General features: G+C 45.2%; 28 protein-coding genes. 20 read left to right on the plus strand and 8 right to left on the minus strand.

Features of this window, described 5'->3' with window-relative positions; translation table 11 throughout:
* Positions 1-7: 7 nt before the first annotated feature.
* Positions 8-1,795, plus strand: coding sequence for an acyl-CoA dehydrogenase (locus DCO17_RS02595; RefSeq protein WP_173955251.1), 1,788 nt, complete (start codon positions 8-10; stop codon positions 1,793-1,795).
* Positions 1,796-1,833: 38 nt separating this feature from the next.
* Here the strand turns inward: DCO17_RS02595 and DCO17_RS02600 are convergent, their stop codons facing one another.
* A complete protein-coding gene (locus DCO17_RS02600; protein ID WP_173955252.1) occupies positions 1,834-2,280 on the minus strand; it encodes a hypothetical protein in 447 nt (148 codons plus the stop codon).
* A gap of 44 nt (positions 2,281-2,324) precedes the next feature.
* The gene (locus DCO17_RS02605; RefSeq protein ID WP_173955253.1) at positions 2,325-2,864 is read right to left on the minus strand and encodes an META domain-containing protein; all 540 of its coding nucleotides are present in this window, start codon (positions 2,862-2,864) and stop codon (positions 2,325-2,327) included.
* A gap of 222 nt (positions 2,865-3,086) precedes the next feature.
* Here DCO17_RS02605 and rpsP point away from each other — a divergent pair, with 222 nt between their 5' ends.
* The 6 genes from rpsP (at position 3,087) to DCO17_RS02635 (ending at position 7,067) form a co-directional block, all read left to right on the plus strand.
* Complete coding sequence (gene rpsP, locus DCO17_RS02610) at positions 3,087-3,332, plus strand: 30S ribosomal protein S16 (RefSeq protein WP_173955254.1); 246 nt, start codon at positions 3,087-3,089, stop codon at positions 3,330-3,332.
* A 92-nt stretch (positions 3,333-3,424) separates the two neighbouring features.
* On the plus strand, positions 3,425-4,012 hold the full coding sequence (gene rimM / locus DCO17_RS02615; protein WP_173955255.1) for a ribosome maturation factor RimM: 588 nt from the start codon (positions 3,425-3,427) through the stop codon (positions 4,010-4,012).
* Between the two features lie 16 nt (positions 4,013-4,028).
* Complete coding sequence (gene trmD, locus DCO17_RS02620) at positions 4,029-4,775, plus strand: tRNA (guanosine(37)-N1)-methyltransferase TrmD (RefSeq protein WP_173955256.1); 747 nt, start codon at positions 4,029-4,031, stop codon at positions 4,773-4,775.
* Positions 4,776-4,912: 137 nt separating this feature from the next.
* Positions 4,913-5,308: a 50S ribosomal protein L19 gene (gene rplS / locus DCO17_RS02625; RefSeq protein ID WP_173955257.1), complete on the plus strand. Its 396-nt coding sequence runs from the start codon at positions 4,913-4,915 to the stop codon at positions 5,306-5,308.
* 65 nt (positions 5,309-5,373) lie between these two features.
* Positions 5,374-6,111, plus strand: a complete 738-nt coding sequence (locus DCO17_RS02630; protein WP_173955258.1) for a CoA pyrophosphatase — start codon at positions 5,374-5,376, stop codon at positions 6,109-6,111.
* Entirely contained in the window at positions 6,108-7,067 is a 960-nt protein-coding gene (locus DCO17_RS02635) for a CobD/CbiB family protein (protein ID WP_173955259.1), read from the plus strand. The genes DCO17_RS02630 and DCO17_RS02635 overlap by 4 nt, the downstream gene beginning before the upstream one ends.
* Here the strand turns inward: DCO17_RS02635 and rsgA are convergent.
* The gene (rsgA, locus tag DCO17_RS02640) at positions 7,012-8,025 is read right to left on the minus strand and encodes a ribosome small subunit-dependent GTPase A (RefSeq protein WP_173955260.1); all 1,014 of its coding nucleotides are present in this window, start codon (positions 8,023-8,025) and stop codon (positions 7,012-7,014) included. The two genes, DCO17_RS02635 and rsgA, sit on opposite strands and share 56 nt — an antisense overlap.
* Before the next feature lie 20 nt (positions 8,026-8,045).
* Entirely contained in the window at positions 8,046-9,302 is a 1,257-nt protein-coding gene (locus DCO17_RS02645; protein ID WP_173955261.1) for a M48 family metallopeptidase, read from the minus strand.
* Between the two features lie 209 nt (positions 9,303-9,511).
* Between DCO17_RS02645 and DCO17_RS02650 the strand changes: the two genes are divergently transcribed.
* The 4 genes from DCO17_RS02650 to orn all read left to right on the plus strand — a co-directional run bounded on the left by DCO17_RS02650 (position 9,512) and on the right by orn (position 13,495).
* Positions 9,512-10,963, plus strand: coding sequence for an LVIVD repeat-containing protein (locus DCO17_RS02650; protein ID WP_217425437.1), 1,452 nt, complete (start codon positions 9,512-9,514; stop codon positions 10,961-10,963).
* A gap of 168 nt (positions 10,964-11,131) precedes the next feature.
* The gene (locus DCO17_RS02655) at positions 11,132-11,368 is read left to right on the plus strand and encodes a hypothetical protein (RefSeq protein WP_173955262.1); all 237 of its coding nucleotides are present in this window, start codon (positions 11,132-11,134) and stop codon (positions 11,366-11,368) included.
* 5 nt (positions 11,369-11,373) lie between these two features.
* Positions 11,374-12,843, plus strand: coding sequence for a hypothetical protein (locus DCO17_RS02660; protein ID WP_173955263.1), 1,470 nt, complete (start codon positions 11,374-11,376; stop codon positions 12,841-12,843).
* Positions 12,844-12,904: 61 nt separating this feature from the next.
* The gene (gene orn, locus DCO17_RS02665) at positions 12,905-13,495 is read left to right on the plus strand and encodes an oligoribonuclease (protein ID WP_173955264.1); all 591 of its coding nucleotides are present in this window, start codon (positions 12,905-12,907) and stop codon (positions 13,493-13,495) included.
* A gap of 24 nt (positions 13,496-13,519) precedes the next feature.
* On the opposite strand, the gene mog is transcribed toward orn, so the two are convergent.
* Positions 13,520-14,143: a molybdopterin adenylyltransferase gene (gene mog, locus DCO17_RS02670; protein ID WP_173955265.1), complete on the minus strand. Its 624-nt coding sequence runs from the start codon at positions 14,141-14,143 to the stop codon at positions 13,520-13,522.
* A gap of 26 nt (positions 14,144-14,169) precedes the next feature.
* On the opposite strand from mog, the gene pmbA reads away from it, so the two are divergent.
* Complete coding sequence (gene pmbA, locus DCO17_RS02675; RefSeq protein ID WP_173955266.1) at positions 14,170-15,516, plus strand: metalloprotease PmbA; 1,347 nt, start codon at positions 14,170-14,172, stop codon at positions 15,514-15,516.
* Positions 15,517-15,571: 55 nt separating this feature from the next.
* Positions 15,572-16,654: a TRAP transporter substrate-binding protein gene (locus DCO17_RS02680; protein WP_173955267.1), complete on the plus strand. Its 1,083-nt coding sequence runs from the start codon at positions 15,572-15,574 to the stop codon at positions 16,652-16,654.
* A gap of 75 nt (positions 16,655-16,729) precedes the next feature.
* On the opposite strand, the gene DCO17_RS02685 is transcribed toward DCO17_RS02680, so the two are convergent.
* Positions 16,730-17,401: an alpha/beta hydrolase gene (locus tag DCO17_RS02685; protein ID WP_173955268.1), complete on the minus strand. Its 672-nt coding sequence runs from the start codon at positions 17,399-17,401 to the stop codon at positions 16,730-16,732.
* Positions 17,402-17,416: 15 nt separating this feature from the next.
* A complete protein-coding gene (locus tag DCO17_RS02690; RefSeq protein ID WP_173955269.1) occupies positions 17,417-18,061 on the minus strand; it encodes an energy-coupling factor ABC transporter permease in 645 nt (214 codons plus the stop codon).
* 153 nt (positions 18,062-18,214) lie between these two features.
* On the opposite strand from DCO17_RS02690, the gene DCO17_RS02695 reads away from it, so the two are divergent.
* Both DCO17_RS02695 and DCO17_RS02700 read left to right on the plus strand, forming a co-directional pair.
* Positions 18,215-18,442: a hypothetical protein gene (locus tag DCO17_RS02695; protein ID WP_173955270.1), complete on the plus strand. Its 228-nt coding sequence runs from the start codon at positions 18,215-18,217 to the stop codon at positions 18,440-18,442.
* Positions 18,443-18,820, plus strand: a complete 378-nt coding sequence (locus DCO17_RS02700; RefSeq protein ID WP_173955271.1) for a hypothetical protein — start codon at positions 18,443-18,445, stop codon at positions 18,818-18,820.
* Here DCO17_RS02700 and DCO17_RS02705 read toward each other — a convergent pair.
* Complete coding sequence (locus tag DCO17_RS02705) at positions 18,817-19,692, minus strand: HpcH/HpaI aldolase/citrate lyase family protein (RefSeq protein WP_173955272.1); 876 nt, start codon at positions 19,690-19,692, stop codon at positions 18,817-18,819. The two genes, DCO17_RS02700 and DCO17_RS02705, sit on opposite strands and share 4 nt — an antisense overlap.
* A 78-nt stretch (positions 19,693-19,770) precedes the next feature.
* On the opposite strand from DCO17_RS02705, the gene DCO17_RS02710 reads away from it, so the two are divergent.
* From DCO17_RS02710 to DCO17_RS02730, 5 genes are all read left to right on the plus strand, one after another.
* The gene (locus DCO17_RS02710) at positions 19,771-20,460 is read left to right on the plus strand and encodes a nitroreductase (protein WP_173955273.1); all 690 of its coding nucleotides are present in this window, start codon (positions 19,771-19,773) and stop codon (positions 20,458-20,460) included.
* A gap of 162 nt (positions 20,461-20,622) precedes the next feature.
* A complete protein-coding gene (locus DCO17_RS02715) occupies positions 20,623-21,501 on the plus strand; it encodes an enoyl-CoA hydratase-related protein (RefSeq protein ID WP_173955274.1) in 879 nt (292 codons plus the stop codon).
* Positions 21,502-21,511: 10 nt separating this feature from the next.
* Entirely contained in the window at positions 21,512-22,747 is a 1,236-nt protein-coding gene (locus DCO17_RS02720) for a CaiB/BaiF CoA transferase family protein (RefSeq protein ID WP_173955275.1), read from the plus strand.
* Positions 22,748-22,774: 27 nt separating this feature from the next.
* Positions 22,775-23,770, plus strand: coding sequence for a Bug family tripartite tricarboxylate transporter substrate binding protein (locus tag DCO17_RS02725; RefSeq protein WP_173955276.1), 996 nt, complete (start codon positions 22,775-22,777; stop codon positions 23,768-23,770).
* A 1-nt stretch (position 23,771) separates the two neighbouring features.
* Positions 23,772-24,761: a tripartite tricarboxylate transporter substrate binding protein gene (locus DCO17_RS02730; protein ID WP_173955277.1), complete on the plus strand. Its 990-nt coding sequence runs from the start codon at positions 23,772-23,774 to the stop codon at positions 24,759-24,761.
* Positions 24,762-24,764: the final 3 nt, after the last annotated feature.

Genomic DNA, 24,764 nt, shown 5'->3' on the forward strand with positions numbered 1-24,764 from the left:
AGTTGTAATGCCATATGTAGCCCCTGTAAAAGATATGTTGTTTGTGATGAACGAATTGGCGGGGCTATCTGAAGTTGTGGCTTACCCATCGTATGCGGAGGCAGGCGCTGATGTTGATTTGGCTCCAGCGATTTTGGAAGAGTCGGCAAAGTTCAATCAAGATGTTGTTGCGCCGCTTAATTGGTCCGGTGATCAAAATCCAAGCTCTTGGAAGGATGGCGTTGTAAGTACAACACCTGGATTTAAAAATGCATTTGAGCAGTTTGCGGCTGCGGGCTGGCAGGGAGTGGTTCATCCCGCCGAGTTTGGTGGTCAAGGCTTACCAAAACTCATTGCAACAGCTTGCTTTGAAATGGTTCATTCAGCAAGTCTATCGTTTGCTTTGTGCCCCATGTTGACTGATGGTGCGATTGAGGCTTTGTTGACTGCTGCTAGCCCGGAACTTCAAGAGCGTTATGTTCCCAGCATGATCTCTGGCGAGTGGACTGGCTCCATGTGTTTGACAGAGCCACAAGCAGGATCAGATTTATCGATGGTGCGTGCACGTGCCGTTCCAGAAGGTGATGGCACTTACAAGATCTTTGGCACCAAAATCTTTATCACCTATGGTGAGCACGATATGGCCAAGAATATTATTCACTTGGTCTTGGCAAGAACGCCAGATGCGCCTGAGGGCGTTAAAGGAATTTCACTCTTTGTTGTGCCTAAGTTCTTAGTGAATGCAGACGGCACTTTGGGTGAGCGCAATGATGTACATTGTGTTTCGATTGAGCATAAGCTAGGCATTAAAGCGAGTCCGACAGCAGTATTGCAATTTGGTGATCACGGCGGTGCTGTTGGTTACTTAGTAGGCGAAGAGAATCGCGGCCTTGAGTACATGTTTGTGATGATGAATGCCGCCCGCTTCGCAGTAGGGATGCAAGGTATTGCGGTGGCTGAGCGTGCTTATCAAAAGGCAGTGCAATATGCTAAAGACCGTGTGCAAAGTCGTGATCTAGCAGGATCTCCTGGTCCTGTAGCGATTATTCATCAGCCTGACGTTAAACGTATGTTGATGACAATGCGCGCCTATACAGAGGCAGCTCGTGCTTTAGCGTATTACGCTGCAGCGGCTTACGATGCGCAACACGCAGCGCCTGATGAAGCGGTACGAAAATCAAATCAAGCTTTGTATGAATTCTTAGTGCCGATTGTGAAGGGCTTCTCTACCGAGATGTCGATTGAAGTTGCTAGTTTGGGTGTACAGGTGCATGGTGGCATGGGCTTCATTGAAGAGACTGGTGCTGCACAACACTATCGCGATGCACGTATCTTGACGATTTATGAAGGCACAACTGCGATTCAGGCAAATGACTTAATTGGTCGTAAGACTGTGCGTGATGGTGGCGCTACCGCTAAAGTATTTTCGGAAAAGATTGCAGAAACTGAAAAAGAGTTAGCAGCTGGTGGCAGCGCAGATGCAAAAGCAGTGTTAAAGCAATTATCAATTGGCCGCGCTGCATTTGATGAGGCCGTTGCTTATATCCTGGCCAATGCAAAAACAAATACCAAGGCTGTATATGCAGGTAGCTGCGCTTATTTACGTTTAGCTGGTTTGGTGCTCAGTGCTTGGCAAATGGCTCGTAGCTTGTTAGCTGCCGAACGTTTGCGTGACAGCGACCCTGCTTTCTACAATACCAAGATCGCTACTGCTCGATTCTTTATCGAGAACTTATTGCCTCAAGCTCAGGGCTTGGCGACATCGATTGTTGAGGGTGGCTATTCTGCTAACGCTTTGGAAGTAGAGCAGTTCTAGTTTAAAAATTTAACAAACAATCCAAAAGCTATCCGCAATTATTGGGATAGCTTTTTTGCTTCGTAGATTTGAGAGATAAAGAATTGCTCAAATGCGATGGCTAGAAATGTCATCATGATACCGGCACCAAACACCAGCGAGAAAATGACCGTCAATACAACTAGCCAGCCAGATTGATTGCGCTCATGCTCAGCAATACCAGGATTAAATTGAGCATCCCACTTTTCATCTGGGCGTAATCCAAAGGTAATCGTCGTTAGCCAGCTTGCCTCAATGGCAATAAATCCAAAAGTGAGGAGCACCCAGCCTGGCGCTGAATGAAAGTGCGCATCTTTCAATAAACTCCAACCAATAATGCCGCCAAACGTTGCGAGTAATTGTGACCAACCCCAAAAAGATTTAAGGCCAAGCAAATAGAAACAGTTAAAGCCGCTGCCTGGAAAAAATAATCCGAGTGCGCAAAATATGAGTTTGGATTTTTTCATGGCAATTCAGTCTTATGGGTCTTATGAGTCTTAAATCGTTTGGATTATTTGTTGGTGGGTTGTGTAGATTGGCGTTGAGTAAAACTTAATACTTCACGATCGTTTCCAACCATTAGCAATTGATCGCCATTGCGAATGATGCTGCGGTAGTCATTAAGTTGATACAGAAAGTCATTCTCTAATTCCATGCGCTGGGGAGTGCAGGCCATCTTAGTGCTAGAGATTTTGCTTAAGCTAAACCCACGTGAATCTTCATCTAGTTCAGCAGTAAAGCGATTGCAGCCTGTTGATCCACTGACGCGTTGCCCATTGGCATCAAAAGCGATTTGAATAGGGTTGCTCGCCTCTCCTTGAGGTATTTGACGGGCGCGCACCTCGCCCTTGCTATTGGGGGTCAAATTCCAGCGAGTGAGCTCCCAGCGGGTGTTGCGTAGCTCACTGCTTGGTGGGCTAATTTTGGCGCCACAGGGCGGGATAATGTTAGCGCAGCCACCGATAAAACCCAGGCTCAGGAGTAAAAGGGTCAGAAACGACCTTTTTGAGATCTGTTTAGTGGGGCGTAAATGGGGCATTTTATGGGGCATATTTATGTAAGTTATTGTTTTGTATAGGAATATTATTCTATTTTTGTATCTATTCTAATCTTGAAGGCGCTTAAATAGGTGGAAGAAGTAGGGGTTTTCGTCTAGAATATGAGGTTTTCCGCATCACCGTACATTTGTTGGTGGGCTGAATCCCAAGATTTTGAATAAATTTCATTGGGTTGTAATCAACCAGTTTTCATTATTAGATTTTAAGGAATAAGTATGGTCGTCATTCGACTAGCTCGTGGTGGCTCTAAGAAGCGCCCTTTTTACAGCATCGTTGCTACTGATAAGCGCAACCGTCGTGACTCGAACTTTATCGAGCGTATTGGCTACTTCAATCCAAACGCTGCAGAATCTGAGCAAGCAATGCGCATCGCTCAAGATCGTTTGACTTACTGGACTGGCGTTGGTGCACAAGTTTCTCCAACAGTAGTTCGTTTAATCAAAAACAATCCTGCTGCTTAATATTCCTTTGCTAAAAACTTCATCATCTCGGTGAAGTTTTTAGTGATGCATTGGATTGGTAGTTTTATTTTGGGAACGCAGGTGACTTACAAATGAGTACGCCTTCCCTAAATGATTTAATAGAACTTGGCGCCATTTCTGAGGCCCAAGGTTTGCGAGGACAAGTGAAGGTAAGACCTCACTCATCAGATCCCGTAGCACTTCTTTCTTCTAAAACCGTTTGGCTTTCTTTGATTCCTCGTAGGGATTTGAGTCTCTCTACTGTCTCTAGCGCTTCTGCTCCACATAACTCTAAGGCTTCCTTGAGTGAATATAAAGTGAAGGGCGCAAAGATGCACAGCGGTAATGTCGTAATGACATTAGATGGTGTGGATGATCGCGATCAGGCATTGGCGCTAAAAGGCGCGCGTATCTTAGTAGCGCGTGATGCATTTCCAAAAGCAGACAAGGATGATTACTACTGGGTTGATCTGATTGGATGTCATGCAATCAATTTGCAAAAAGAATCACTTGGTGAAGTAATTGATGTCACCGAGAATGGCGCCCATGGTGTCATTGCTATCGGCGAACTTGTTAAGAAAGAAGTTCGATACCTCGTGCCTTTTGTAAAAGAAGTAGTGCAAAGCGTGGATTTACCAAATAAGGTCATCACACTTGATTGGCAATTAGATTGGCAATAAATTTTTAGAACTCGATATGCGCTTTGATGTAGTCACTCTCTTTCCGGAAATGTTCTCCGCACTTACTAAGTGGGGTGTTACTGGGCGCGCATGCGAACAATCTTTGGCCAGTGTGCATTTATGGAATCCAAGAGATTTTTGTAACGATCCCCGCAAGACTGTTGATGATCGTGCTTATGGTGGCGGTCCAGGAATGGTCATGATGGCCAAGCCCTTGGAAGACACAGTTGCTGGAATTCGGACTGCCCATGCCAAAGAGGGGGTCAAAAGTGGGCCAATTTGCCTTTTGGCGCCTCAAGGTGAGCGTTTTTCTCAGAAGATAGCAACAGATATCGTCAATTACGGTAATTTAAGCTTTATTTGTGGTCGATATGAGGCTGTAGACCAGCGTTTTATCGACCGTAATGTCGATTTACAGCTCTCAATCGGCGATTTTGTGCTTTCTGGGGGTGAAATTCCTGCTATGGCGATTATGGATGCCGTCATTAGGCTGATTCCAGGGGCTCTTGGGGATGGTGAATCCGCCGTTCAGGACAGCTTTATGAACGGTCTTTTGGACTATCCGCACTACACAAGACCTGAGATTTATGAAAATTTATCGGTTCCGGACGTGCTTTTAGGTGGACATCACGCTAAAATAGCGGATTGGCGTCGGCAGAAGTCTTTAGAGCTAACGTTAAGGCTAAGGCCAGATTTAATTGAATCTGCCAGAGCCAATGGGTTGCTAACCCGAGAAGATGAACAATTTCTTCGCTCGCTGTGAACACCTTCGGTTTTCTTAGTAGTGAATAGGTAGTTTTGTTTTTGGTTTAGTGAAATGGTTTTAACTGCATCCTCTGTTAGGTCCGTCAATTTTTAATTGCGGGATAAAACGCTAACAAGATGTTTAAGGATTTAAAAATGAATTTAATCGCAAAAATTGAGCAAGAAGAAATTGCTCGCTTAAGTGCTAATAAAACAATCCCAAGCTTTGCGCCTGGCGATACAGTGATTGTTAGTGTTAACGTTGTTGAAGGTACACGTAAGCGTACCCAGGCCTTTGAAGGTGTTGTGATTGCAAAACGCAATCGCGGACTCAATTCAAGCTTTATCGTGCGTAAGATTTCTTCTGGTGAAGGCGTTGAGCGTACATTCCAAACTTACTCACCATTGATCGCTAGCGTTGAAGTAAAACGTCGCGGTGATGTGCGTCGTGCGAAGTTGTACTACTTGCGCGATCGCTCTGGTAAGTCTGCGCGTATTAAAGAAAAGCTCCAAGCTCGCAACAAGCCAGAGGCTGCTACAGTCGCTGAGTAATTGCCGCTTTGATGCGAATAAAAAGGCGGCCTCGGTCGCCTTTTTTGTTGCCTTAGAATAGAGCTATGTCAAAAACATCCACTCCTGAAGTAGGCGCAATTAATGTCGCTGCGCCTCCAGGCTTTGATGCGCAGGCCATTCCGATTCATGAAGTGTGCGCAGATCAAAAGAAGGTGGCGCCAGAATTTTTGGAGCCTCAAGCTTTAAAAGCGAGATTGCAGTCGCCTCCCCAGTGGGAACCAGAAATCACCGACGAGAATCGCCATGTGATCGCCGCTGATATCATTGCGCGTCGTCAGGCTGCTGGCAAGGTCACTCGCGCAGCGGTATTAATTCCACTGCTATTAAAAGAAGGTGGCTTATCGGTTTTGCTAACACAAAGAACAAATCATTTGCGCGACCATGCTGGGCAGATTAGTTTTCCTGGTGGTCGTATGGACCCAGAAGATCAAAGTCCAAATGACACTGCTTTAAGAGAGAGTCATGAGGAGATTGGTTTGAATCCTAGTCGAGTCGAGATTATTGGTCATTTACCGGAGTATTTGACTGTTTCTGGTTATAGCGTCACGCCAGTGGTCGGATTAGTGCAGCCTCAGGCAGAGTATGTCTTAGATGAGTTTGAAGTAGCGGATGTATTTGAGGTGCCGCTACAGTTTTTGTTGGATCCTGCCAACCATCAAGTTAGACTATGGGAAACCGAGCAAGGCGGACGTCGTTTTTATTCAATGCCTTATGAGAACCGCTTTATTTGGGGTGCTACTGCGGGAATGTTACGTAACCTATATCATTTATTAAAAGTATGACTTTCTTTTCTATTCTCTTCGCCCTGATAGCCGAGCAATATCGCCCGGTTACTTCTCAACACTGGATTGTGCGCATGAGCACACGCTGGTTGGATTGGGTTGCTAAAGAGTTTGGTGGCAAAACGGAAGAGGGTGCTAGCCCAGTTGGCGCACGCATGGCATGCTTGGTTGCTTTTATATTGCCAACCTTTTTGGTATTCATCGTTTATGTCGTTTGTATGGTGACATATCCGATCCTCGGATTTTTGTGGAACGTTGCGATCGCCTATTTGTTTTTTGGCTTTCGTCAATTTAGTCATTCATTCACCTTGGTGCATGAGGCGATTGAAGCTCATGATTTGCCAGCAGCTCGCGCTGCCTTAGGTGAGTGGTATGGTCCTGAACTTGATACTTCTGATCTTACTGAAACGGAAGTAATTTCATTGGCGCTTGAGCGCGCCATCATTGGCTCGCATCACCATGTATTTGGCGTGCTGTTTTGGTTCATGATGCCAATGGGTCCAGCTGGCGTTGTGCTCTATCGCTTGGCAGACATCGCTGCGCAACGTTGGTCAGAGCGTGGCGATTACAACTTGAGCGAATCCGCGCGCCATTTCTTCTACGTGATTGACTGGATTCCATCACGTATTACAGCGATGGGTTTTGCGATCGTGGGCAATTTCGAGGGTGCGGTGTATGCATGGCGTTACCTCACGCAGAAGTGGTCTGATTCTTTATCAGCAGTGATCTTAGCTGCAGGTAGTGGCGCACTTGGAGTGCGTTTGGGCGAGCCATTAAGTGAGCCTGATAGTGATGAGGCTTTGCGTATGGCTGAGGCTGGCGAGCCTTTGGTTTATGAGGTAGGTCTGGAGCCTACGGAACGCACGATGCGCTCAGCAGTGGGATTGGTGTGGCGCTTGGTTATCGCTTGGATGGCTTTGTTGCTAATGCTGACCATCGCTCTTTGGCTTGGCTAATTCCCTGAATTTGAATATCGGCAGTCTTTGAGTCCGATCGTAGTTGTCTAAATAGCGCTAGTCTTTCTGGCGCTATTTCATTTTTATCTACCGCTTCGCGTATCGCGCAATCAGGCTCTGATTGATGAGCGCAGTTATGAAAACGGCACTTACCTAGCAAGTCTTTAAATTCTCTAAAGGCATGCTGTAGCTCACTAACTGACATATGAGCGAGACCAAACTCCTGAAAGCCCGGTGAATCTATGAGGGCGCCTAATTTACCATCGGCGCCTCTTCCCCAAGATTCTGGTAGCTCAAAGTAGCGACAAGCAGTTGTGGTGTGCTTGCCAGTATCTAGGCGGACAGAATATTCCTGCGTCAGCGCCGCTGCATTGGGTACCCAGGCATTGAGAAGACTGGATTTGCCCATGCCGGATTGACCAACAAACACAGAGACTTTGCCTTGTAAGACTGGACGTAACGCATCAATCGATGCGGGATCAAATTTTGCCGACACTTCACTGACTGGGTAGCCCATCCGCGCATAAGGCGCAATGATCTTGCGAGCATTTTCCAGTTGATCTTTAAGGTCGCACTTGTTGAGAAGTATGTGCAGCCCGATTTGATTTGCTTCTGCCGCTACAACTGCTCTACCTAGTAGATCGGGTGAGAAGGCAGGTTGCGTGGCAAGTACTACCAATATTTGATCTACATTCGAGGCAATGATCTTGCTCTTAAATGCATCTGAGCGATACAAAATATTTTGGCGTGGCTCGATTCCAATAATGCGTGCCTGATCTGCAGAGGTCATCTCCAGCAACATGCGATCACCCACTGCGCCAATATGTTGTTTTGCAGGGGTGCTTACCTGAATTAATTGGCCGATGGGGGATTCATTGCCTGTGGCGTCGCTCACCAAACGTTGCGCTAAATAATGCCTTCCGTAAGAGGCGGTAAGTAGCGCGTGAAACTGATCCATGTTTGAGTGATTGAGACTTATTATGGCTTACTAAAGCGCTGCAAATTAGCGATACGCAATGGTGCTGGCGGATGTGAACTATAAAAGGCGGTATAGATCGGATCTGGCGTCAAGGTAGAGGCGTTATCTTGATACAGCTTAACCAATGCGGAGATTAAATCGTTTGCGGATGATTTTTCTGCGGCAAAGTCGTCTGCCTCGTATTCATGTTTGCGTGAAGCCAAGCTGCCAAGTGGTGTGAAGAAAAAGCTAAACACAGGTGATACCAACATAAACAGAGCTAAGGCAAGGCCGCCGTTATAACCATTCAGATTGGGCATCACACCAAGATCGGTATAGAACCAAACTTGAGTACTGATCCAGCCTAATAAGGCAAACATACCAAAACTGAGTGTGAAGGAAACGAGTAAGCGTTTACGGATGTGATTACGTTTGAAGTGACCGAGTTCGTGAGCAAGCACCGCCTCTACTTCTCCAGGATTAAGTTTTTCAATGAGGGTATCAAAAAACACAATGCGCTTGGCTTTACCCATGCCTGCAAAAAAGGCGTTTCCATGGGCGCTACGCTTGCTACCGTCCATCACAAATAAGCCTTGGCTGGCAAAGTCGCAGCGAGTAAGAAGCGCTTCGATTTGTGTTTTGAGCGGACCATCTTCAAGCGCTTGGAATTTGTTGAATAAAGGGGCTATAAATGTTGGAAAGATCCACTGCATGAGAAGGCTAAATGCAGTTAATACACCCCAAGCCCAAAGCCACCAAAGATCACCTGCTTTCGCCATCAGCGAAAGAATGACCCATAGCAATGGCAGTCCGATGGCGGCACCAAGCGCAACACCTTTTACGAGATCAACAAAAAACAATTTTTTGCTCATGCGATTAAAGCCAAAGCGCTCTTCTAAATAAAACTGCTTGTACCAGGAAAAGGGCAGATCAATAATGCCGGAGATAACAGCGATTGAGGCTAGCAATGCGATTTGTTGAGTGATACCTGGGCCGAAATAATTTAATAAAGCAATGTTTAGGATTTCAAGGCCACCCAAGAGGGTGAAGCCAATTAAAACGATGGCACTGAAACCATTCTCTAAAATACCTAGGCGTAATTTGGCAACTGTGTAATCAGCAGCTTTTTGATGGTCGGCTAGGGTAATTTTTTCAGCGAAATCGGTCGGCACTATTTCTCGATGCTGCGCTACATAACGAATTTGGCGTTGAGAAAGCCAGTGGCGCAAGCCAAAGCTAGCAATAAAAGCGATTAAGAAAACGATGGTGAAGGTCATACTTCATTATATCTAGCTGATCATTTTTCAAAACTTGTCCGTATCAATTGGATTTTGGCTGCCAGATTTAGGGGATACCCGTAAGAAATTTTTTAAACGATTGGATCAGATTTGTGTAAAGTTAATCGCTAGCTGGTTTGATATTGTAAAAATTTGAGACAACCGAGTGTGGAATGCACTAGGCAATAAATATTAAAAATGGAGTCAGCATGATTACTAATAAATTTCGCATGTTATGGGCAACTCTTTTACCATTTGCGCTAACCGCTACAGTTTGTGCTCAGGGAGTTGATTCTTCCAAGAATATGGCTCTTGAGGGGTATAACGATTTACAAGCTCGCACAGCTTATCAGCCAACCATTCAAAAGCAAGGCAATCGATGGATTGCTTATGTCGGACATCATGGGGATAACAAATTAAATCCGCTGAATGGCAAGATGGAAGATAACGGCACATCCATTATTGATGTTACCGATGTCAAAAAACCTAAATATCTTTATCACATTCCTGGTGAAGAGGGGCTTGCAGAGCAGGGTGGTAGTCAGATGGTGCGCGTCTGTAGTGGCGCAACCCTACCCAAAGCAGACAAGAGTAAGTTTTACATGCTGCGGGTTTTTGGAAATCAAGCGCATGAAATCTGGGATGTCACTACACCCGAGAGTCCAACCTTGCTAACAACCATTACCAAGGGCCTAAAAGGGACCCATAAAAACTTCTGGGAATGTGATACTGGGATTGCATACCTTGTTTCTGGCAACCCCCAATGGCGAACAACGCGTATGACGCAAGTTTACGATTTATCGGATCCTGCTAAACCAGTATTTATTCGAGATTTTGGTCTGGTTGGTCAGCAACCCGGAGCTTCTGGAGAAGTACCTGTTCAGTTGCATGGTGTGATGTCGACCGGACCAAAGGGGAACCGAGTGTACTTTGGTTATGGCACTAACACCAATGGCGTTATTCAAATTGTTGACCGTGATAAGTTAATTAATGGCCCTAAGGATCCTACGCCAGAGAATTTGCTCTACCCGCAAGTGACTCGTATTGATATGCCAACCATGCATGGTGCGCATACTACTTTCCCTATGTTGGGAGTTAAAGTCCCAGAGTTTTCAAAGAATTTATTGGGCGCAAGTCGCGACTTTATTGTTGTGACAAACGAGGCAATTCAGAAAGAGTGTCTTGAGGGTCGTCAAATGGTTTGGGTGGTTGATGCCACTAATGAGAAAAGAGCCTTTGGGGTTGCTAACTGGGGGATCCCAGAAAAATCAGGCAACTATTGCTCAAAAGGTGGGCGCTTTGGGACCCACTCCTCTAATGAAAACATGACTGACATTTACTACAACAAGCTCATGTTTTTCTCATACTTCAATGCTGGCGTGCGTGCTGTAGATATGCGGGATCCATTCCAACCTAAGGAGGTGGCTTACTTTGTGCCGGCTATGAATAAAAACACCGTCGTTCTAGAAACGCCTGTGACTCAAAGAGGCAAGTTGCCATTCACTGCCGCATCTGATCGCAAAGTAATTCAAACAAATAATGTTGAGGTTGATGATCGCGGCTATATTTATATTGTTGATAGGGCCAATACAGGCATGCATATCCTATCTTTAACAGGCCCCGCTAGATCTATAGCGAATTGGAATGCCGCTGTTAAATGATCATTCTTTATTAAGACATTAAGGGGGGTATTTATGCGTTGGGAAATTCTGACTCATAGGTACCTTTTTTTATTTTCCATTGCTTTTTTTTCTTCACAGCTGTGTGCTGAAAGTCGACTATTTAATATTCAAATTCAGGATGGAAAAGTCCCCCCTTCAGAGCGGGTTATGAGGGTTAAAAAAGGCGATCAAGTTATTTGGAAAATTCGTAGTGATGCCGAGGGTGAGCTTCATATCCATGCCTATCAGATTGATTTAACAGTAAAGCCAGGGGTTGAGAAAAAGCATGTTTTTACAGCTTTTGCTACTGGCAGGTATCGAGTGGAATGGCACCCCGAAAACGAGCGGGGGAAGGGCATTCACCACCAAGAAAGCCTAGCTTCTTTTGAAGTTTTTCCCAATTAGCGTTCATGCTAAAGCATTTGATTTTTATTCTCTCCTTTTTTTGGGGTGCGCTCGCCAGGGCTCATAGCTTTGACGAGCGCTATGACCTGCCCATTCCATTGGAATTCTTTTTGGTGGGTGGAGGCGCAGTGGTCGCGGCCACATTTTTAATGATCGTCATTGCCGTAAAAAGTTGGCCAACTAGTTGGCACATCAGCGGAAGCTCAGTACTAGTTTTCGGCGAGCGAATGAGCGCTACCATTTTGTTTCTTGGCCAGCTGGTGAGCATCACTCTTCTGTTCTTGGTGATTGCCGCTGGATTTTGGGGGCCTGGAAACCCGCTCTTAAATTTAGCGCCAAATTTTATTTGGATTACTTGGTGGCTTGGCACATCTCTATTCATTGCTTTATTTGGAAATATTTGGCCCATCATTAACCCATGGAGCGCTCTTTATGATCTACTTGCCTGGATCGGTCAGCGCTTGGGGTTGCAACTAAAAACCCCCTCTCCTATGCTTGTTTTTCCCAATTATTTAGGCCTCTTTTGGGTTACTGCTTGCCTATTGGCATGGAGCTGGATGGAGGTGGTGTATCCGATTGCTTTTGTTCCGGCAAAGGTAGCTAGTATTGGATTAATTTGGACCCTCCTCAGTTTAATTGGCGTGTATTTGTTTGGAAGGGATGTATGGCTAAAGAGGGGCGATGTTTTTTCTGTTTACTTTGAGATGTTGGGTCAGTTCGGAATTTTTTATTTCCAGACAAGCGATCGCAGTTTGAGGATTCGCATGCCTGGAGCAGGGATTTTGCTCAATGCCAATTATTGGCGGAATACACCCGGGGTAATGGCTTTCATTATCGCGATGCTAGCGATTGTTTTATTTGATGGACTGCATGGCAGCGAGGGATGGGGCTATTTTATATCTCTAGTGCAACACCTAGGTTTATCTCGGATTAGCTCGAGTTCATATGCTATGGGTACGATTGGATTGCTATTGGTATGGTTAGTGTTTATGGGACTCTTTTATGGATCCTGTTGGATTTCCAGTTGTTATGCCAATGTATCAGTAGGCCAATTGAGTCATTTTTTTGCTACCGCCTTAATACCTATAGCTGTTGCTTATTTAATTGCGCATAATTTTTCTAGCTTAATGATTCAGGGGCAGAGTATTATTTTTTTAATGTCGGATCCACTAGGTCTTGGATGGGATATATTTTCAACAGCCAATTTTCGTCCAAATATTGGGGTGATTGATGCGAAGTTCACTTGGTATATGGCCGTATTTGCAATTGTGGTGGGACATATTATTGCCCTAGTTCTGAACCACTTGCTTGCCATGCGGTTAGTGGGATCGAGTCAAAAAGCTACTTGGGTTACCTTGCCCCAGGCGGTCCTAATGATCATGTTCACCATGCTAAGCTTGGTGATTATTGCGGAACCCATGACGACCTCTGAATTTAATCCCATAGAAATCTGCTTTTCTAATGATGCCTCATAAAAGACTTTAGTTCCTGAGGCTTGGGTCGGCTTAGGGTTAAATGAGCATTAAAATAAGCAGCATGACTGAAATTGCCAATCATCAAGTAACGAAGACTGCATCACCTAATGAATATCTGATTTGGGTGGACATGGAGATGTCCGGTTTAAACCCAGAAACCGAGCGTATTTTAGAAATCGCCATTATCGTCACAGATGGGTATCTCAATACCATTGCCACTGCGCCTGTCTGGGTTGTACATCAAGAGGACGCTGTCTTAGATGCGATGGATGCCTGGAATAAGGGCACTCATGGTCGTTCAGGTTTAATCGATAAAGTAAAGGCATCTACGCTAGACGAGGCTGCCGTTGAGGCAGAGTGTATTGCTTTCTTGAGGAAATACATTAAAGCTGGCATTGCGCCAATGTGTGGCAATACGATTGGTCAAGATCGTCGCTTTATGGCGAAGTACATGCCAAAGCTAGAAGCTTATTTTCATTATCGAAATGTTGATGTATCGACATTAAAAGAATTATGCAAACGCTGGCATCCAGAATTAGTGAAGGGCTTTACTAAAAAACAAGCGCATACCGCATTGGCGGATATTGAAGAATCTATTGAAGAGCTGAAATACTATCGCGATAAATTTATCGTGCCTCTACCACCGCAGTGAGGTGAGTAGCTAAAACCAGACCGCTTATTTCTTGAGCGCGCTCTTTGGTCTGAAGGCCTTGATGACTGCTTCATTGGTTTCAATATACGGACCACCAATGAGATCGATGCAGTAGGGAACTGCGGCAAAGATTCCGGGGACGATAGATTTGCCGTTTTCATCCTTAAGGCCTTCAAGGGTCTCCGCAATTGCCTTTGGTTGGCCTGGCAAGTTAATCACGAGGGCGGCATGTCCTTCAATCTCGCGCAACACAGCAGTCTGTCTAGAAAGAATGGCTGTAGGAACAAATTTGAGGCTAATTTGGCGCATTTGCTCACCAAACCCTGGCATTTCTCTGGTGCCTGCTTCAATGGTCGCTTCTGGGGTCACATCCCGTCTTGATGGGCCAGTGCCGCCAGTGGTTAAAACTAGGTCACAACCAAAATCGTCAACAAGCTCAACGATGGATTCGGTGATGACTTCAGACTCGTCGGCAATAAGGCGTTCATGGAAGGTGCAGGGGTTGCTGATCGCCTTCATAAGCCAAGTTTGCAAGGCAGGAATCCCCTCATCTTGGTAGACGCCTTTGCTGGCTCTATCAGAGATGGAAATAAGGCCAATTTTGACCTCATTTGGCGACTTGCGTTGCAGGGCTTCGGTATGCTTCATGTTTCTATTCTAGCTATTATTGAGGCATGTTTACATATTCATCTCACCAGTTTCAGGAAATTGTCGATTTCATGCTCAAAGAGGCCAAAAGAAGGGGTGCCTCAGATGCGGTTGCGGAAGTTTCGGAGGGTCAAGGCCTCTCAGTCACTGTTCGCAAAGGCGAGGTTGAGACTATTGAGCAAAGCTTGGATAAGCAAGTTGGAGTGACCGTATTTTTAGGGCATCGCCGAGGCAATGCCAGTACGAGTGATTTTTCTAAAGCATCACTAAAGGCAACAGTTGAAGCTGCGTATCACATTGCTCAACATACGGCTGAAGATGATTGCGCAGGTCCAGCTGAAGCGAAGTTGCTTGAAAAGAAACCATTGGATTTGGATTTGTTCCACCCTTGGGATATTGATGCCGTGCACGCAGTAGAAATTGCGCGATCAGCAGAAGGTGCTTCGTTTGCAGTGAGCAAGCAAATTCAAAATAGCGATGGTGCTTCTGTCTCGGCACATCATGCGCACTTTATGATGGCAACCTCTCAAGGATTTATGGGTGGTTATCCATTCTCACGTCACTATATTTCTTGTGCGCCGATCGCAAGTCTCGGTGGAAAAAAATCGCAGATGCAAAGAGATGATTGGTATTCCAGTTCTCGTATTCCAAGTGAGCTCGCAGATCCTGCGTCTATTGGGCGTTATGCGGCGCAAAGAGCCTTATCGCGTTTGAAAGCAAGGTCATTAACTACACGCCGTTGCCCAGTGATTTTTGAAGCGCCGCTAGCTGCGGGCTTATTGGGTGGCTTGGTTCAGGCGGTATCAGGTGGCGCCTTGTATCGTCGCTCTAGCTTCTTGTTGGATAGTTTGGGTAAGCAGGTATTGCCTAAGCACATTAGCCTTTTTGAAAATCCCCACCTGAAGTCCATGACTGGAAGCGCTCCCTTTGATGAGGAGGGCGTAAAAACCAGCGCACGAACAGTTGTCGATAAAGGTATTTTGCAAGGCTATTTTTTATCTACTTATTCAGCGCGTAAGTTGGGTATGAAGACTACCGGAAATGCGGGCGGCTCGCATCACCTGCGCTTGCAAAGCAAAAAGACGCCTAAGGGTGGATTACCTGCGTTATTAAAAGAAATGGGTACTGGCTTGCTGGTCACTGAATTAATGGGGCAGGGCGTGAACTATGTCACAGGAGATTATTCACGCGGTGCGTTTGGTTATTGGGTTGAGAATGGTGAGATACAGTATCCCGTTGAAGAAGTAACCATCGCCGGAAACTTGCGTGATATGTTGATGGATATTGTGTCTATTGGCAGCGACTCACTGATTCGTGGGACCAAAGAAACGGGCTCAATCTTGATTAGCTCTATGACGGTTGGCGGAAAATAAGCTAGACGATAGAATCAAAAACTAAATTACTCCAAAACATGGAAGGGAGATAACGATGCAAAGACGTTCGTTTTTAAAGAAAGCAACCGTAGGTGCTGGTGTTGCAGCGCTTGGGGCTCCGGCAATTGCGCAGAGCTTACCAACCCTGAACTGGCGTTTGGTATCCAGCTTCCCAAAATCACTGGATACTTTGTATGGAACTCCTGAAGTATTTGCTAATGCATTGCGCAAAGCCACCGACGGCAAATTCAATGTGAAAGTATTTGCTGCAGGAGAAGTGGTGCCTGCATTACAAGTATTAGATGCAGTGCAAAACGGTACTGTTGAATGCGGACATACAGCGAGCTACTACTATCTTGGCAAGAACAGCGCGTTTATTTTTGATACCGCTGCTCCATTTGGTCTAACAGCGCGTCAACAATCTGCATGGATGTTGCATGGCAATGGTATGAAGCTAATGCGTGAGTTATATGCCAGCTACAACATTGTGAATTTTCTTGGAGGTCAAACAGGTACGCAGATGGGTGGATGGTTCCGCAAAGAAATTAAATCACCAGAGGATTTAAAGGGTCTGAAATTCCGTATCGCTGGATTTGCTGGTCAAGTTCTTTCAAAACTTGGTGTTGTGCCACAGCAGTTACCTGCAGGCGAAATTTACTCTGCGCTAGAGAAAGGTACGATTGATGCCGCTGAATTCGTAGGCCCATACGATGATGAGAAATTAGGCTTGGCTAAAGTTGCTAAAAATTACTATTACCCAGCCTTCTGGGAAGGCGCTGCTGGACTCTCATTCTTGGTTAATAAGAAGCAATGGGATTCCTTGCCACCGTCTTATCAAGCGGCTTGGGAAGCGGCTTGTTACGAAGCGCATACTGATATGTGCGCTAAGTACGACGCACTCAACCCACCAGCTTTGCAACGTCTTTTACAGAATGGCGCGGTGTTACGTAAGTTCAACACATCGATCATGGAGGCATGCTTTAAAGCAAGCCAAGAAACATACGCTGAAGAGTCTGCAAAAAATCCTCAGTTCAAGAAGATTTTTGATGACTATCGAGCATTCAGAAACATGGAAGCGCAATGGTTCAACGTTGCAGAGCAGGCTTTTGCGCAATTTAGTTTTAATAAAAAGCTATAAGCAGATTGCAACTGTATGGATGGGGCTTGGGCCTCATTCAAAAAGGGCTCATAGAGCCCTTTATTTTTTACCTATTTAGCTAGAGGGTTTTATCAATACTCTTTGCAAGAAGCGAGAGATGTCTATTAGCTCTTCGCGATTGACGGAGTGCTCCATCGGGTATTCATTCCAATCTACCTCATAACCCAATTTTTCCAATACAGCGCAAGAAGCTTGGGCGCGCTCAGGAATGACCACTTGATCGAATTCCCCATGCGCCATAAAGATAGGGGTTTTAGAGTTGGCGGAATGTTTTTCAAGATGCAATGTCATTGCTAATGGTAGGTAGCCTGATAGGGCAATGATGCCCGCGAGTTTGTGGGGGAAGCGCAGGCCAATATGCAATGCCATGGCGCAGCCTTGAGAAAATCCAGCTAAGACAATATTGTCATAGGCGATACCTCTGCTGTACTGGTGTTTAATCAGCTCTGTAATTGCTGCTGCTGATCGCAAAATACCATCCGCATCTTCGCGATCCATGAGATTTCTGCCAATGATGTCGTACCAAGCTGGCATGACATAACCACCATTTACTGTTACCGGCATGCTAGGTGCACTCGGAAAAACAAATCGAATGCCAGGACAACCTGTCAGCTGGAGTTCTGGAATGATGGGCACAAAATCATTGCCATCGGCCCCAAGTCCGTGTATCCAAATGACTGCGGCACTGGGATTGGGGGCGGTTTCAATTTCGATACAAGGGAGCATAGTTTTGGTAGATGATTAATGGTTCATATAGGCTGATTCATTGTAGGTCGATACCCAATTTGGCCTGTAGATCAAGAAGATTGCCAAGAGCATGCCAGACAAAGAGCCTTCCATGAAGGCGATAATAATCAACCCCAGTAACCAACCCTCAAGATCGATATGTGTACCTGTGCTGGCAAATAGCATTTTACCAATCAGCAGAACTATTCCCGATAGGATGACGCTCAGAAAGGCGGCGACATAGCCATTTCCTAGAATCAGAACAAACAAATGCTTGGGAATATATTTTTGAATTACTTGAATAGTTAGATAAGCAAAAAAGGTGGGTAGAACGCAAACCATCAAATAATGTTGCGCTGCCTCAATCATTCCCCCTTGGAGTACAAAGATACCCAAGAAGGCGACGGGGAGCAAAATAGTGAGTGCAATCGCTGGCCCAAACATAGCTGTCAGCAGCGCGGCACCATAGAAGTGGAAGATAAGCCCATAGAATTTACCCGGAGCTTGTCCTGGCAATGTGGGGGATACATTCCAGGCGATAGCCAAAAAGAGGATGGCCGCAACTGCGAGAAACGATAGTGGAGGTTTGGAAAAGATCGATGGTGGGCTCTTCAGGAGCGCCCCTAGAAAAATGAAGACTGCTAAGCCTACCCAGGTCATATTTGGTCTTATATTTAGAAAGATAAAGAGATCGAGTCAGTCTAATCAAATGAGGGATAAATCCCATCCGCACTTTCACTAGGGATGGCTTGGTTTATGGCATGCATAGGGGGTGTAATATGTTCTAAACGATCTGCCAGTTGGAGGTTTTAGATGAAGCCCTTCTATATTGATTACCCACAGGAAAAAATTGAGGAGCACCAGCACGCTTATCGATGTGCGCACTGCAAGATTCCAACAACCATTATTTTTGGACTACTTGAAAACCATGCTGAAGATTGCGCTTATCGAACTCAGCAAAGTAAATGGACGCAGTTGGCGGCCAAATTAAAACCCCACAAAGAGCATTTTGATGAACCCCATGCTGACGAAGTCGACTAAATGAAAACCTATCCTATTGCGATTGAATTAACGGTTTGGTTTGATCTGGGATTAAATCAATATGAGATTACGATTGATGGAGTCTCTAAGCTATCAGTGAAGCGCACGGATGATGTATTGCATAGTCGAGATCTCACAGACTCTGAAACAAAGCGCTTAATCGAGACAATTGAATCTATCGCGGTGCCGGTGAGCGAAGAAATGTCGGCAGATCCAAGCAATAAGGCATCCTCAAGCTATGAGTTGATTATTGAATCAGCCCATTTTTCCCTAGAATTTAATTGGGAAAGCCTCGATGTTGAGAATAGTCGTACGCACGCATTCGAGCCTCTGGTAAAGCTTGCGAGCCTGATACAAAGTTTCGATTTAGATCATTAATTGGATGCGAATGATTCAATGGCTTTCGCCAAAGCTAGGATCCGCTTCGCATCCTGAATATGTAGCTCTTCAATTAACTTGCCGTTGAGTACGGCAATTCCAGCGCCAGCCTGAATAGCTGCATCATAAGCCGCGATTCGCTCTTGTGCTTCAGTAATCTCTAGGGGTGATGGGCCAAAAAATTCATTAGCAAGTTCTATCTGTTTTGGATGAATTAAGGTTTTGCCATCAAAGCCCATATCTCTTCCTTGTATGCAAGATAGTCGCAAACCTTCTTCATCATCCAAAGAGAGATGTACTCCATCTAACACACATAAACCATATGCTCTAGCAACCAATACTGAGAGCGAGAGGGCAGTTAGTGTTTCTACACGGGATGGGGTATGTCTTGCATGCAAATCTTTAACGAGATCGGAGGTGCCCAATACAAGTGCTTCTAGCTTGGGGTGCGCGCTCGCAATTTCTTGTAATTTAAAAATAGCCATTGGCGTTTCAATCATGGCCCAAATAGTGAGATCAGATCTAGCGCCTGCTTTATCGAGCATCGTAGCCACTTCCTGAATTTGACTTGCCGACTCTACTTTAGGGAGAACAATGGCATCTGCTTTTGAATTGGCGAACGCACTTAAATCGTCTGCCCCCCAAGGTGTGTTTAAGCCATTGATTCTAACAACGGCCTCACGATGACCAAAACCCGTTTCAAGTGCAGCAAGAATATTGGCTCTTGCAGCCACCTTTGCATCAGGAGCGACAGCATCTTCTAAATCCAAGATTAGGGAGTCTGCCGCCAAGGTCTTCGCCTTTTCTAGGGCGCGAGTATTGGCGCCTGGCATATACAGAACTGAGCGACGGGGTCTGTGGATGTTAATCATGTTAAAAATAGGGAATGACTTATTGGTAAAGAATCAAAATACCATATCCGAATCGATGTTTTCAAAAAAGAGGGAAAAATGAATTCTGTAGCCGAGGCAATTGAACAGCGTATGTCGGTGCGGGCATTTACAAAAGAAGCGGTTTTACACGAACAAATTTTGAAACTGCTCAATCTCTCAGCTCGCGCACCATCAGGTACAAACACCCAGCCATGGAAAGCATATGTTCTCGAAGGTCAAAAGTTACAAACGCTATGTGATCAAGTTTGTGCAGCTTATGACAACATCGCCAACAACCCAGAGTTGGCAAAAGAATATCAAGAGGCTTATGACTACTATCCAAGTAAATGGTTTAGCCCATATATTGATCGCCGCCGTGAAAACGGTTGGGGTTTATATGGCTTACTTGGTATTACCAAGGGTGATAAAGATAAGATGCACGCACAGCACCGTAAAAACTTTCAATTCTTTGGCGCACCAGTAGGTATCTTCTTTACGATTGATAAAGAGCTTGGTAGGGGATCTATGCTTGACTACGGAATGTTCTTGCAGAACTTCATGATTGCAGCCAAAGGAGAGGGTTTGGATACCTGTCCTCAAGCTGCCTGGAATACCTACGCAAAAATTATTCTGCCAATGATCGGCGCCAAAGAGAATGAGATGCTGGTATGTGGAATGGCACTTGGGCATGCCGATAAAGCCGATATCGTTAACACCTTCCGCACCCCGCGTGTTGCTGCAGAAGAATTTACTACTTGGGTGGATTGAATATCTTCCATATTAGCTACGAAAATAGCGAGATAACTGAGAGCCAACTTGTCCGTATATTTGCAAAAATTTTTAAATTGGATTTTGAATTTATAGGTATTATTTATTCAAGAGTTTCGCTTAAATGATATAAAAACCAATAATTAATTAAATGGAGACATCATGAGCATCAAACCAGAAAAGCCGTACAAGGACATTTTGTTTGAGGTTAAGGATCAGGTTGCATGGATTACCATCAATCGTCCAAGAGTTCTCAATGCATTTAGAGAGCAAACGCTCGATGAGATGATTGACGCGGTTAAGCTCACCCGCGAGGACCCGTCAATTGCATGTATTGTCTTCACTGGAGCTGGCGACAAAGCCTTTTCTGCGGGCGGAGATTTTTATGCAATGAAGCGCCTTACCTTCACAAATGGTTCGATGTGGAATGATCGTATGCTTGGATTAGCAATGGCTATTCGTGGTGTTCCAATCCCGGTAATCGCGATGGTAAACGGATGGTGTGTTGGCGGCGGTCATGAGTTAGCTTTATGGTGTGACTTGGTGATTGGTTCAGAGAAATCAGTATTCGGGCAAACTGGTGCAAAAGTTGGCGCATGTCCGACTGTAGGGGCTACACAATATCTGCCAAGAATTGTTGGTGAGCGCATTGCGCGTGAAATGATCTTCTTGGCTAAACGTTTTGAGGCTAAAGAGGCAGAAAGCATCGGCCTGATCAATAAGTGCGTTCCTGAGGCGGATTTACTCAAGGAAACATTGGCTTGGTGTGAAAACATCAAGAGTAATAGTTCGCAAACTATTCGCATGACCAAGAAGAGTCTCAATTTTGAATCTGACCAGTTATATGCATCATGGCAACATGGTATGGAGTTGCTTGCATATGTATGGGGATCAGAGGAGAGCTTAGAAGGTATGAACGCTTTTTTAGAGGGGCGCAAACCAGATTTCCAGAAATTCAGACTTAAAAATAAAGCAGCGCTTGAGGAGTACTTGGATGGGTTTAGAAAAAATCTAAACGCGCCGCCCGACATGCGTGATTGAGTCTAAGCCCATGAGCCTTAATAGAAATCCTGCATCTAGACATCATGTCGAAGATGACGGTGCTTTAAGTGGTCTCAAGGTGCTGGATCTCAGTCGAGTTCTAGCTGGCCCCTGGTGTGGCCAGCTCCTCGGCGATCTTGGGGCGGAGGTGATTAAAGTGGAATCACCGCATGGGGGCGATGATACGCGGGCCTGGGGCCCTCCTTTTTTGGAGGGGGAGTCCGCATACTTCTTGGGCTGCAACCGAAATAAACAAGGCATTGCGATTGATTTCTCCAGTGAGTCTGGAAAAGGCTTGCTTGCAAAACTCATTCCTCAATTTGATGTGCTCATTGAAAACTTCAAGAATGGAACTCTTGAGAAGTGGGGGTTTGATAAGGGTTGGTTCGAAAAGCATGCGCCAAAAATTGTGCGCTGCTCGATTACTGGCTATGGATCTGATGGGCCGCAGTCGGATCTTCCTGGGTACGATTTTATTTTGCAAGCGGAATCCGGTTTGATGGGCATCTCTGGTCCGACTAATGGCGAGCCAACTAAGTATGGAGTTGCCATAGTTGACTTAGCAACAGGAATGATGGCTGCGAATGCGATTCAAGCAGCTCTTCTCGCGCGCTACAGAACAGGTAAAGGTCAATTTGTAGAGGTTTCACTTTTTGATACCTCAATTACGCTACTCGCTAACGTTGGAAATAGCCATCTAGCTACTGGAAAAGAGGCGGGTCGTTATGGAAACGGGCACCCAACGATTGTTCCTTACACCACCTATAGCTGTATTGATGGAATGATTGCTCTGGCAGTTGGCAATGACAAGCAATTCGCCAAGTTATCAACATTATTGGGGCATCCAGAGTGGGCTGAAGATGAGCGATTGATTACAAATGCCGCACGAGTAAAGAATAGAGCCCTCATTGATCAGTTATTACAAGAAGTGATCCTGACTTACACAAGTGCTGAGCTCATTGCGAGTTGCAGAGCGATTGGAATTCCAATTGGAAAAGTAAATACGGTAAGTCAAGCTTTGGCACAAGGGCAAACCAATGCTAGACGCATGATCTTGAATATGAAGCATCCAAAAATTGGTGAATTTCAATCATTAGCATCGCCATTAAAGTTGCATGGCACAAAAAATACAGTGAAAAACGCTCCTCCACAACTTGGAGAGCATACAGATGTGATTCTGAAGCAGTATCTTGGTTTGACGCCTGAGGAATTAGTTGCCTTGAGAGAGAAAAAGGTGATTGGTTAATTTTGAATTGGAAATAAGGGGTTCAATATGTGGACTGTTTTAAATAGAAGATTCATTCAAGCTTGTTTCATTACCTCAATGTTGTGCTTTAGCTCACTTGGCTTGGCCCAGACTGATGCGTATCCCAATAGACCCATTAAATTAATCATTACCTGGCCGGTAGGGGGCTTTGCAGATACTTTAGGCCGCACGCTTGCAGGTCAGCTCGGGACGATTCTTGGTCAACAAGTGGTTGTAGAAAACCGAGGTGGTGCTAATGGAATGATCGGAGCTGATGCAGTAGCGAAGTCAGCGCCGGATGGCTATGCCTTGATGTTTCAATCTATTACTTCGCATGCGATAAATCCCGCGATGTATGGCAAGACTCCATATTCAACAGAAAAAGATATTGTTCCAATTGCAGTAGTGGCTTCAGTGCCTATGTTGTTAGTTGCTAATCCAAGTCTGAGCGCAAAGACTGTTTCCGAATTGATTTCCTTGGCAAAAAAAGAGCCAGATTCTTTATCGTATGCCACATTTGGTAATGGAAGCGCAAGCCATCTTGCCGGGGCGCTATTTACAAATCAGGCCGGTATCAAGATGACGCATATCCCATACAAAGGGGGAGCACCAGCTATAACGGATACATTGAGCGGCCAAACTCCTCTGAGTTTCTCTGCATTTGGATTGGCATTGCCCCATGTGAGAGCGGGAAAGTTAATTCCACTTGGCGTTACGGGATCCACTCGATCAAAGTTGCTTCCTGATGTGCCGACAATTGAAGAAGCCGGAGGATTAAAGGGTTATGAAATGTCAATCGTGTATGCACTGTGGGCTCCAGCGGGAGTGCCACAACCTATCTTGGCTAAGTTAGGTAAAGCGGTAGAGACAGTGGTTTCCTCCAGTGCTTTTAAAGAGAAATTGGTAGGTGATGGAGGTGAGGTGATGAACTTGTCTACAGTGGCGGAGAGTAATGCGTATTTCCAAAAAGAAATGCAACGTTTAAGCAAAATTGTTAAAGATGGCAATATAAAGGCGGATTAATATGAATTACAAAAAATTGAAATTATTCGGAGCGCTTATTTTTTTGGGTTGTGTGAATAGTGCTGTACTTGCTCAAAACGTTAAAGAGTCGAGCAATTATCCCAATAGGCCTATCAAAATTATTAATCCCTTAGCGGCTGGTGGCGCTGTTGATACTATGGCTAGATTGCTTGCTCCTGCTTTGCAAGATGCTTTGGGGCAGCCCATTATTATTGAAAGCAAGCCTGGGGCTGGTGGCACAATTGGAAGTAACTTTGTCGCTAAATCACCACCAGATGGATACACCATTTTGATGGTGTATGACACTTTTGCCGTAAATCCTCACGTTTATAAAAATCTTCCTTTTGATTCATTTAAGGACCTCACCCCAGTTACCGAGCTGGTAAAAATCCCCTTGTTGGTGGTGGCTGGCAATAAGTTGCCTGCTAATAATTTACGTGAATTGGCTGATCTTTCCAAAACGAAATCCGGGGGTATCAATTATTCCAGTGGAGGAGCTGGTAGCTCTGGCCATCTTGCCGCTGAATTACTCAAGAGTAATTTAGGTATCGATATGACGCATGTGCCTTATAAAGGCGGGGGACCAGCCTTAACCGCAACGATTGCAGGCGAGACAGATATCACTATATTGGGCGCGGTGATCACCGTTCCCCAGATTAAAGGTGGCAACTTAAAGGCTCTAGCGGTATTAGGCAAAAAGCGTACACCTGCGTTACCTCAGGTTGCCACTGCAAGTGAGCAGGGTTTAACAAACTTTGATGTTAGTTCTTGGGTTGGAGTATTAGTTCCTGCTGGTACACCTACCCCGATAGTTGAAAAGATTAATGCTGCATTTAGTCAGGCCTTAAAAAATCCTACTGTACAAGCTCGAATGGCAGAGCAGGGTAATGAGATCGTCGCAAGCTCATCAGCCCAATTTGGCGCATTCCTTGGGCAGGAGTCGGCAAAATGGGCAAAAGTAATTAAAGAAAATAATATTCAGCTGGAGTAATTG

The organism is Polynucleobacter tropicus (assembly GCF_013307225.1).
Lineage (GTDB): Bacteria > Pseudomonadota > Gammaproteobacteria > Burkholderiales > Burkholderiaceae > Polynucleobacter > Polynucleobacter tropicus.

What these genes read in the sequence shown, in the direction of transcription:
- DCO17_RS02595 (WP_173955251.1), top strand. Translation starts at nt 8, where the DNA reads ATGCCATATGTAGCCCCTGTAAAAGATATGTTGTTTGTGATGAACGAA.
- DCO17_RS02600 (WP_173955252.1), bottom strand. Translation starts at nt 2,280, where the DNA reads ATGAAAAAATCCAAACTCATATTTTGCGCACTCGGATTATTTTTTCCA.
- DCO17_RS02605 (WP_173955253.1), bottom strand. Translation starts at nt 2,864, where the DNA reads ATGCCCCATAAAATGCCCCATTTACGCCCCACTAAACAGATCTCAAAA.
- rpsP (WP_173955254.1), top strand. Translation starts at nt 3,087, where the DNA reads ATGGTCGTCATTCGACTAGCTCGTGGTGGCTCTAAGAAGCGCCCTTTT.
- rimM (WP_173955255.1), top strand. Translation starts at nt 3,425, where the DNA reads ATGAGTACGCCTTCCCTAAATGATTTAATAGAACTTGGCGCCATTTCT.
- trmD (WP_173955256.1), top strand. Translation starts at nt 4,029, where the DNA reads ATGCGCTTTGATGTAGTCACTCTCTTTCCGGAAATGTTCTCCGCACTT.
- rplS (WP_173955257.1), top strand. Translation starts at nt 4,913, where the DNA reads ATGAATTTAATCGCAAAAATTGAGCAAGAAGAAATTGCTCGCTTAAGT.
- DCO17_RS02630 (WP_173955258.1), top strand. Translation starts at nt 5,374, where the DNA reads ATGTCAAAAACATCCACTCCTGAAGTAGGCGCAATTAATGTCGCTGCG.
- DCO17_RS02635 (WP_173955259.1), top strand. Translation starts at nt 6,108, where the DNA reads ATGACTTTCTTTTCTATTCTCTTCGCCCTGATAGCCGAGCAATATCGC.
- rsgA (WP_173955260.1), bottom strand. Translation starts at nt 8,025, where the DNA reads ATGGATCAGTTTCACGCGCTACTTACCGCCTCTTACGGAAGGCATTAT.
- DCO17_RS02645 (WP_173955261.1), bottom strand. Translation starts at nt 9,302, where the DNA reads ATGACCTTCACCATCGTTTTCTTAATCGCTTTTATTGCTAGCTTTGGC.
- DCO17_RS02650 (WP_217425437.1), top strand. Translation starts at nt 9,512, where the DNA reads ATGATTACTAATAAATTTCGCATGTTATGGGCAACTCTTTTACCATTT.
- DCO17_RS02655 (WP_173955262.1), top strand. Translation starts at nt 11,132, where the DNA reads ATGAGGGTTAAAAAAGGCGATCAAGTTATTTGGAAAATTCGTAGTGAT.
- DCO17_RS02660 (WP_173955263.1), top strand. Translation starts at nt 11,374, where the DNA reads ATGCTAAAGCATTTGATTTTTATTCTCTCCTTTTTTTGGGGTGCGCTC.
- orn (WP_173955264.1), top strand. Translation starts at nt 12,905, where the DNA reads ATGACTGAAATTGCCAATCATCAAGTAACGAAGACTGCATCACCTAAT.
- mog (WP_173955265.1), bottom strand. Translation starts at nt 14,143, where the DNA reads ATGAAGCATACCGAAGCCCTGCAACGCAAGTCGCCAAATGAGGTCAAA.
- pmbA (WP_173955266.1), top strand. Translation starts at nt 14,170, where the DNA reads ATGTTTACATATTCATCTCACCAGTTTCAGGAAATTGTCGATTTCATG.
- DCO17_RS02680 (WP_173955267.1), top strand. Translation starts at nt 15,572, where the DNA reads ATGCAAAGACGTTCGTTTTTAAAGAAAGCAACCGTAGGTGCTGGTGTT.
- DCO17_RS02685 (WP_173955268.1), bottom strand. Translation starts at nt 17,401, where the DNA reads ATGCTCCCTTGTATCGAAATTGAAACCGCCCCCAATCCCAGTGCCGCA.
- DCO17_RS02690 (WP_173955269.1), bottom strand. Translation starts at nt 18,061, where the DNA reads ATGACCTGGGTAGGCTTAGCAGTCTTCATTTTTCTAGGGGCGCTCCTG.
- DCO17_RS02695 (WP_173955270.1), top strand. Translation starts at nt 18,215, where the DNA reads ATGAAGCCCTTCTATATTGATTACCCACAGGAAAAAATTGAGGAGCAC.
- DCO17_RS02700 (WP_173955271.1), top strand. Translation starts at nt 18,443, where the DNA reads ATGAAAACCTATCCTATTGCGATTGAATTAACGGTTTGGTTTGATCTG.
- DCO17_RS02705 (WP_173955272.1), bottom strand. Translation starts at nt 19,692, where the DNA reads ATGATTAACATCCACAGACCCCGTCGCTCAGTTCTGTATATGCCAGGC.
- DCO17_RS02710 (WP_173955273.1), top strand. Translation starts at nt 19,771, where the DNA reads ATGAATTCTGTAGCCGAGGCAATTGAACAGCGTATGTCGGTGCGGGCA.
- DCO17_RS02715 (WP_173955274.1), top strand. Translation starts at nt 20,623, where the DNA reads ATGAGCATCAAACCAGAAAAGCCGTACAAGGACATTTTGTTTGAGGTT.
- DCO17_RS02720 (WP_173955275.1), top strand. Translation starts at nt 21,512, where the DNA reads ATGAGCCTTAATAGAAATCCTGCATCTAGACATCATGTCGAAGATGAC.
- DCO17_RS02725 (WP_173955276.1), top strand. Translation starts at nt 22,775, where the DNA reads ATGTGGACTGTTTTAAATAGAAGATTCATTCAAGCTTGTTTCATTACC.
- DCO17_RS02730 (WP_173955277.1), top strand. Translation starts at nt 23,772, where the DNA reads ATGAATTACAAAAAATTGAAATTATTCGGAGCGCTTATTTTTTTGGGT.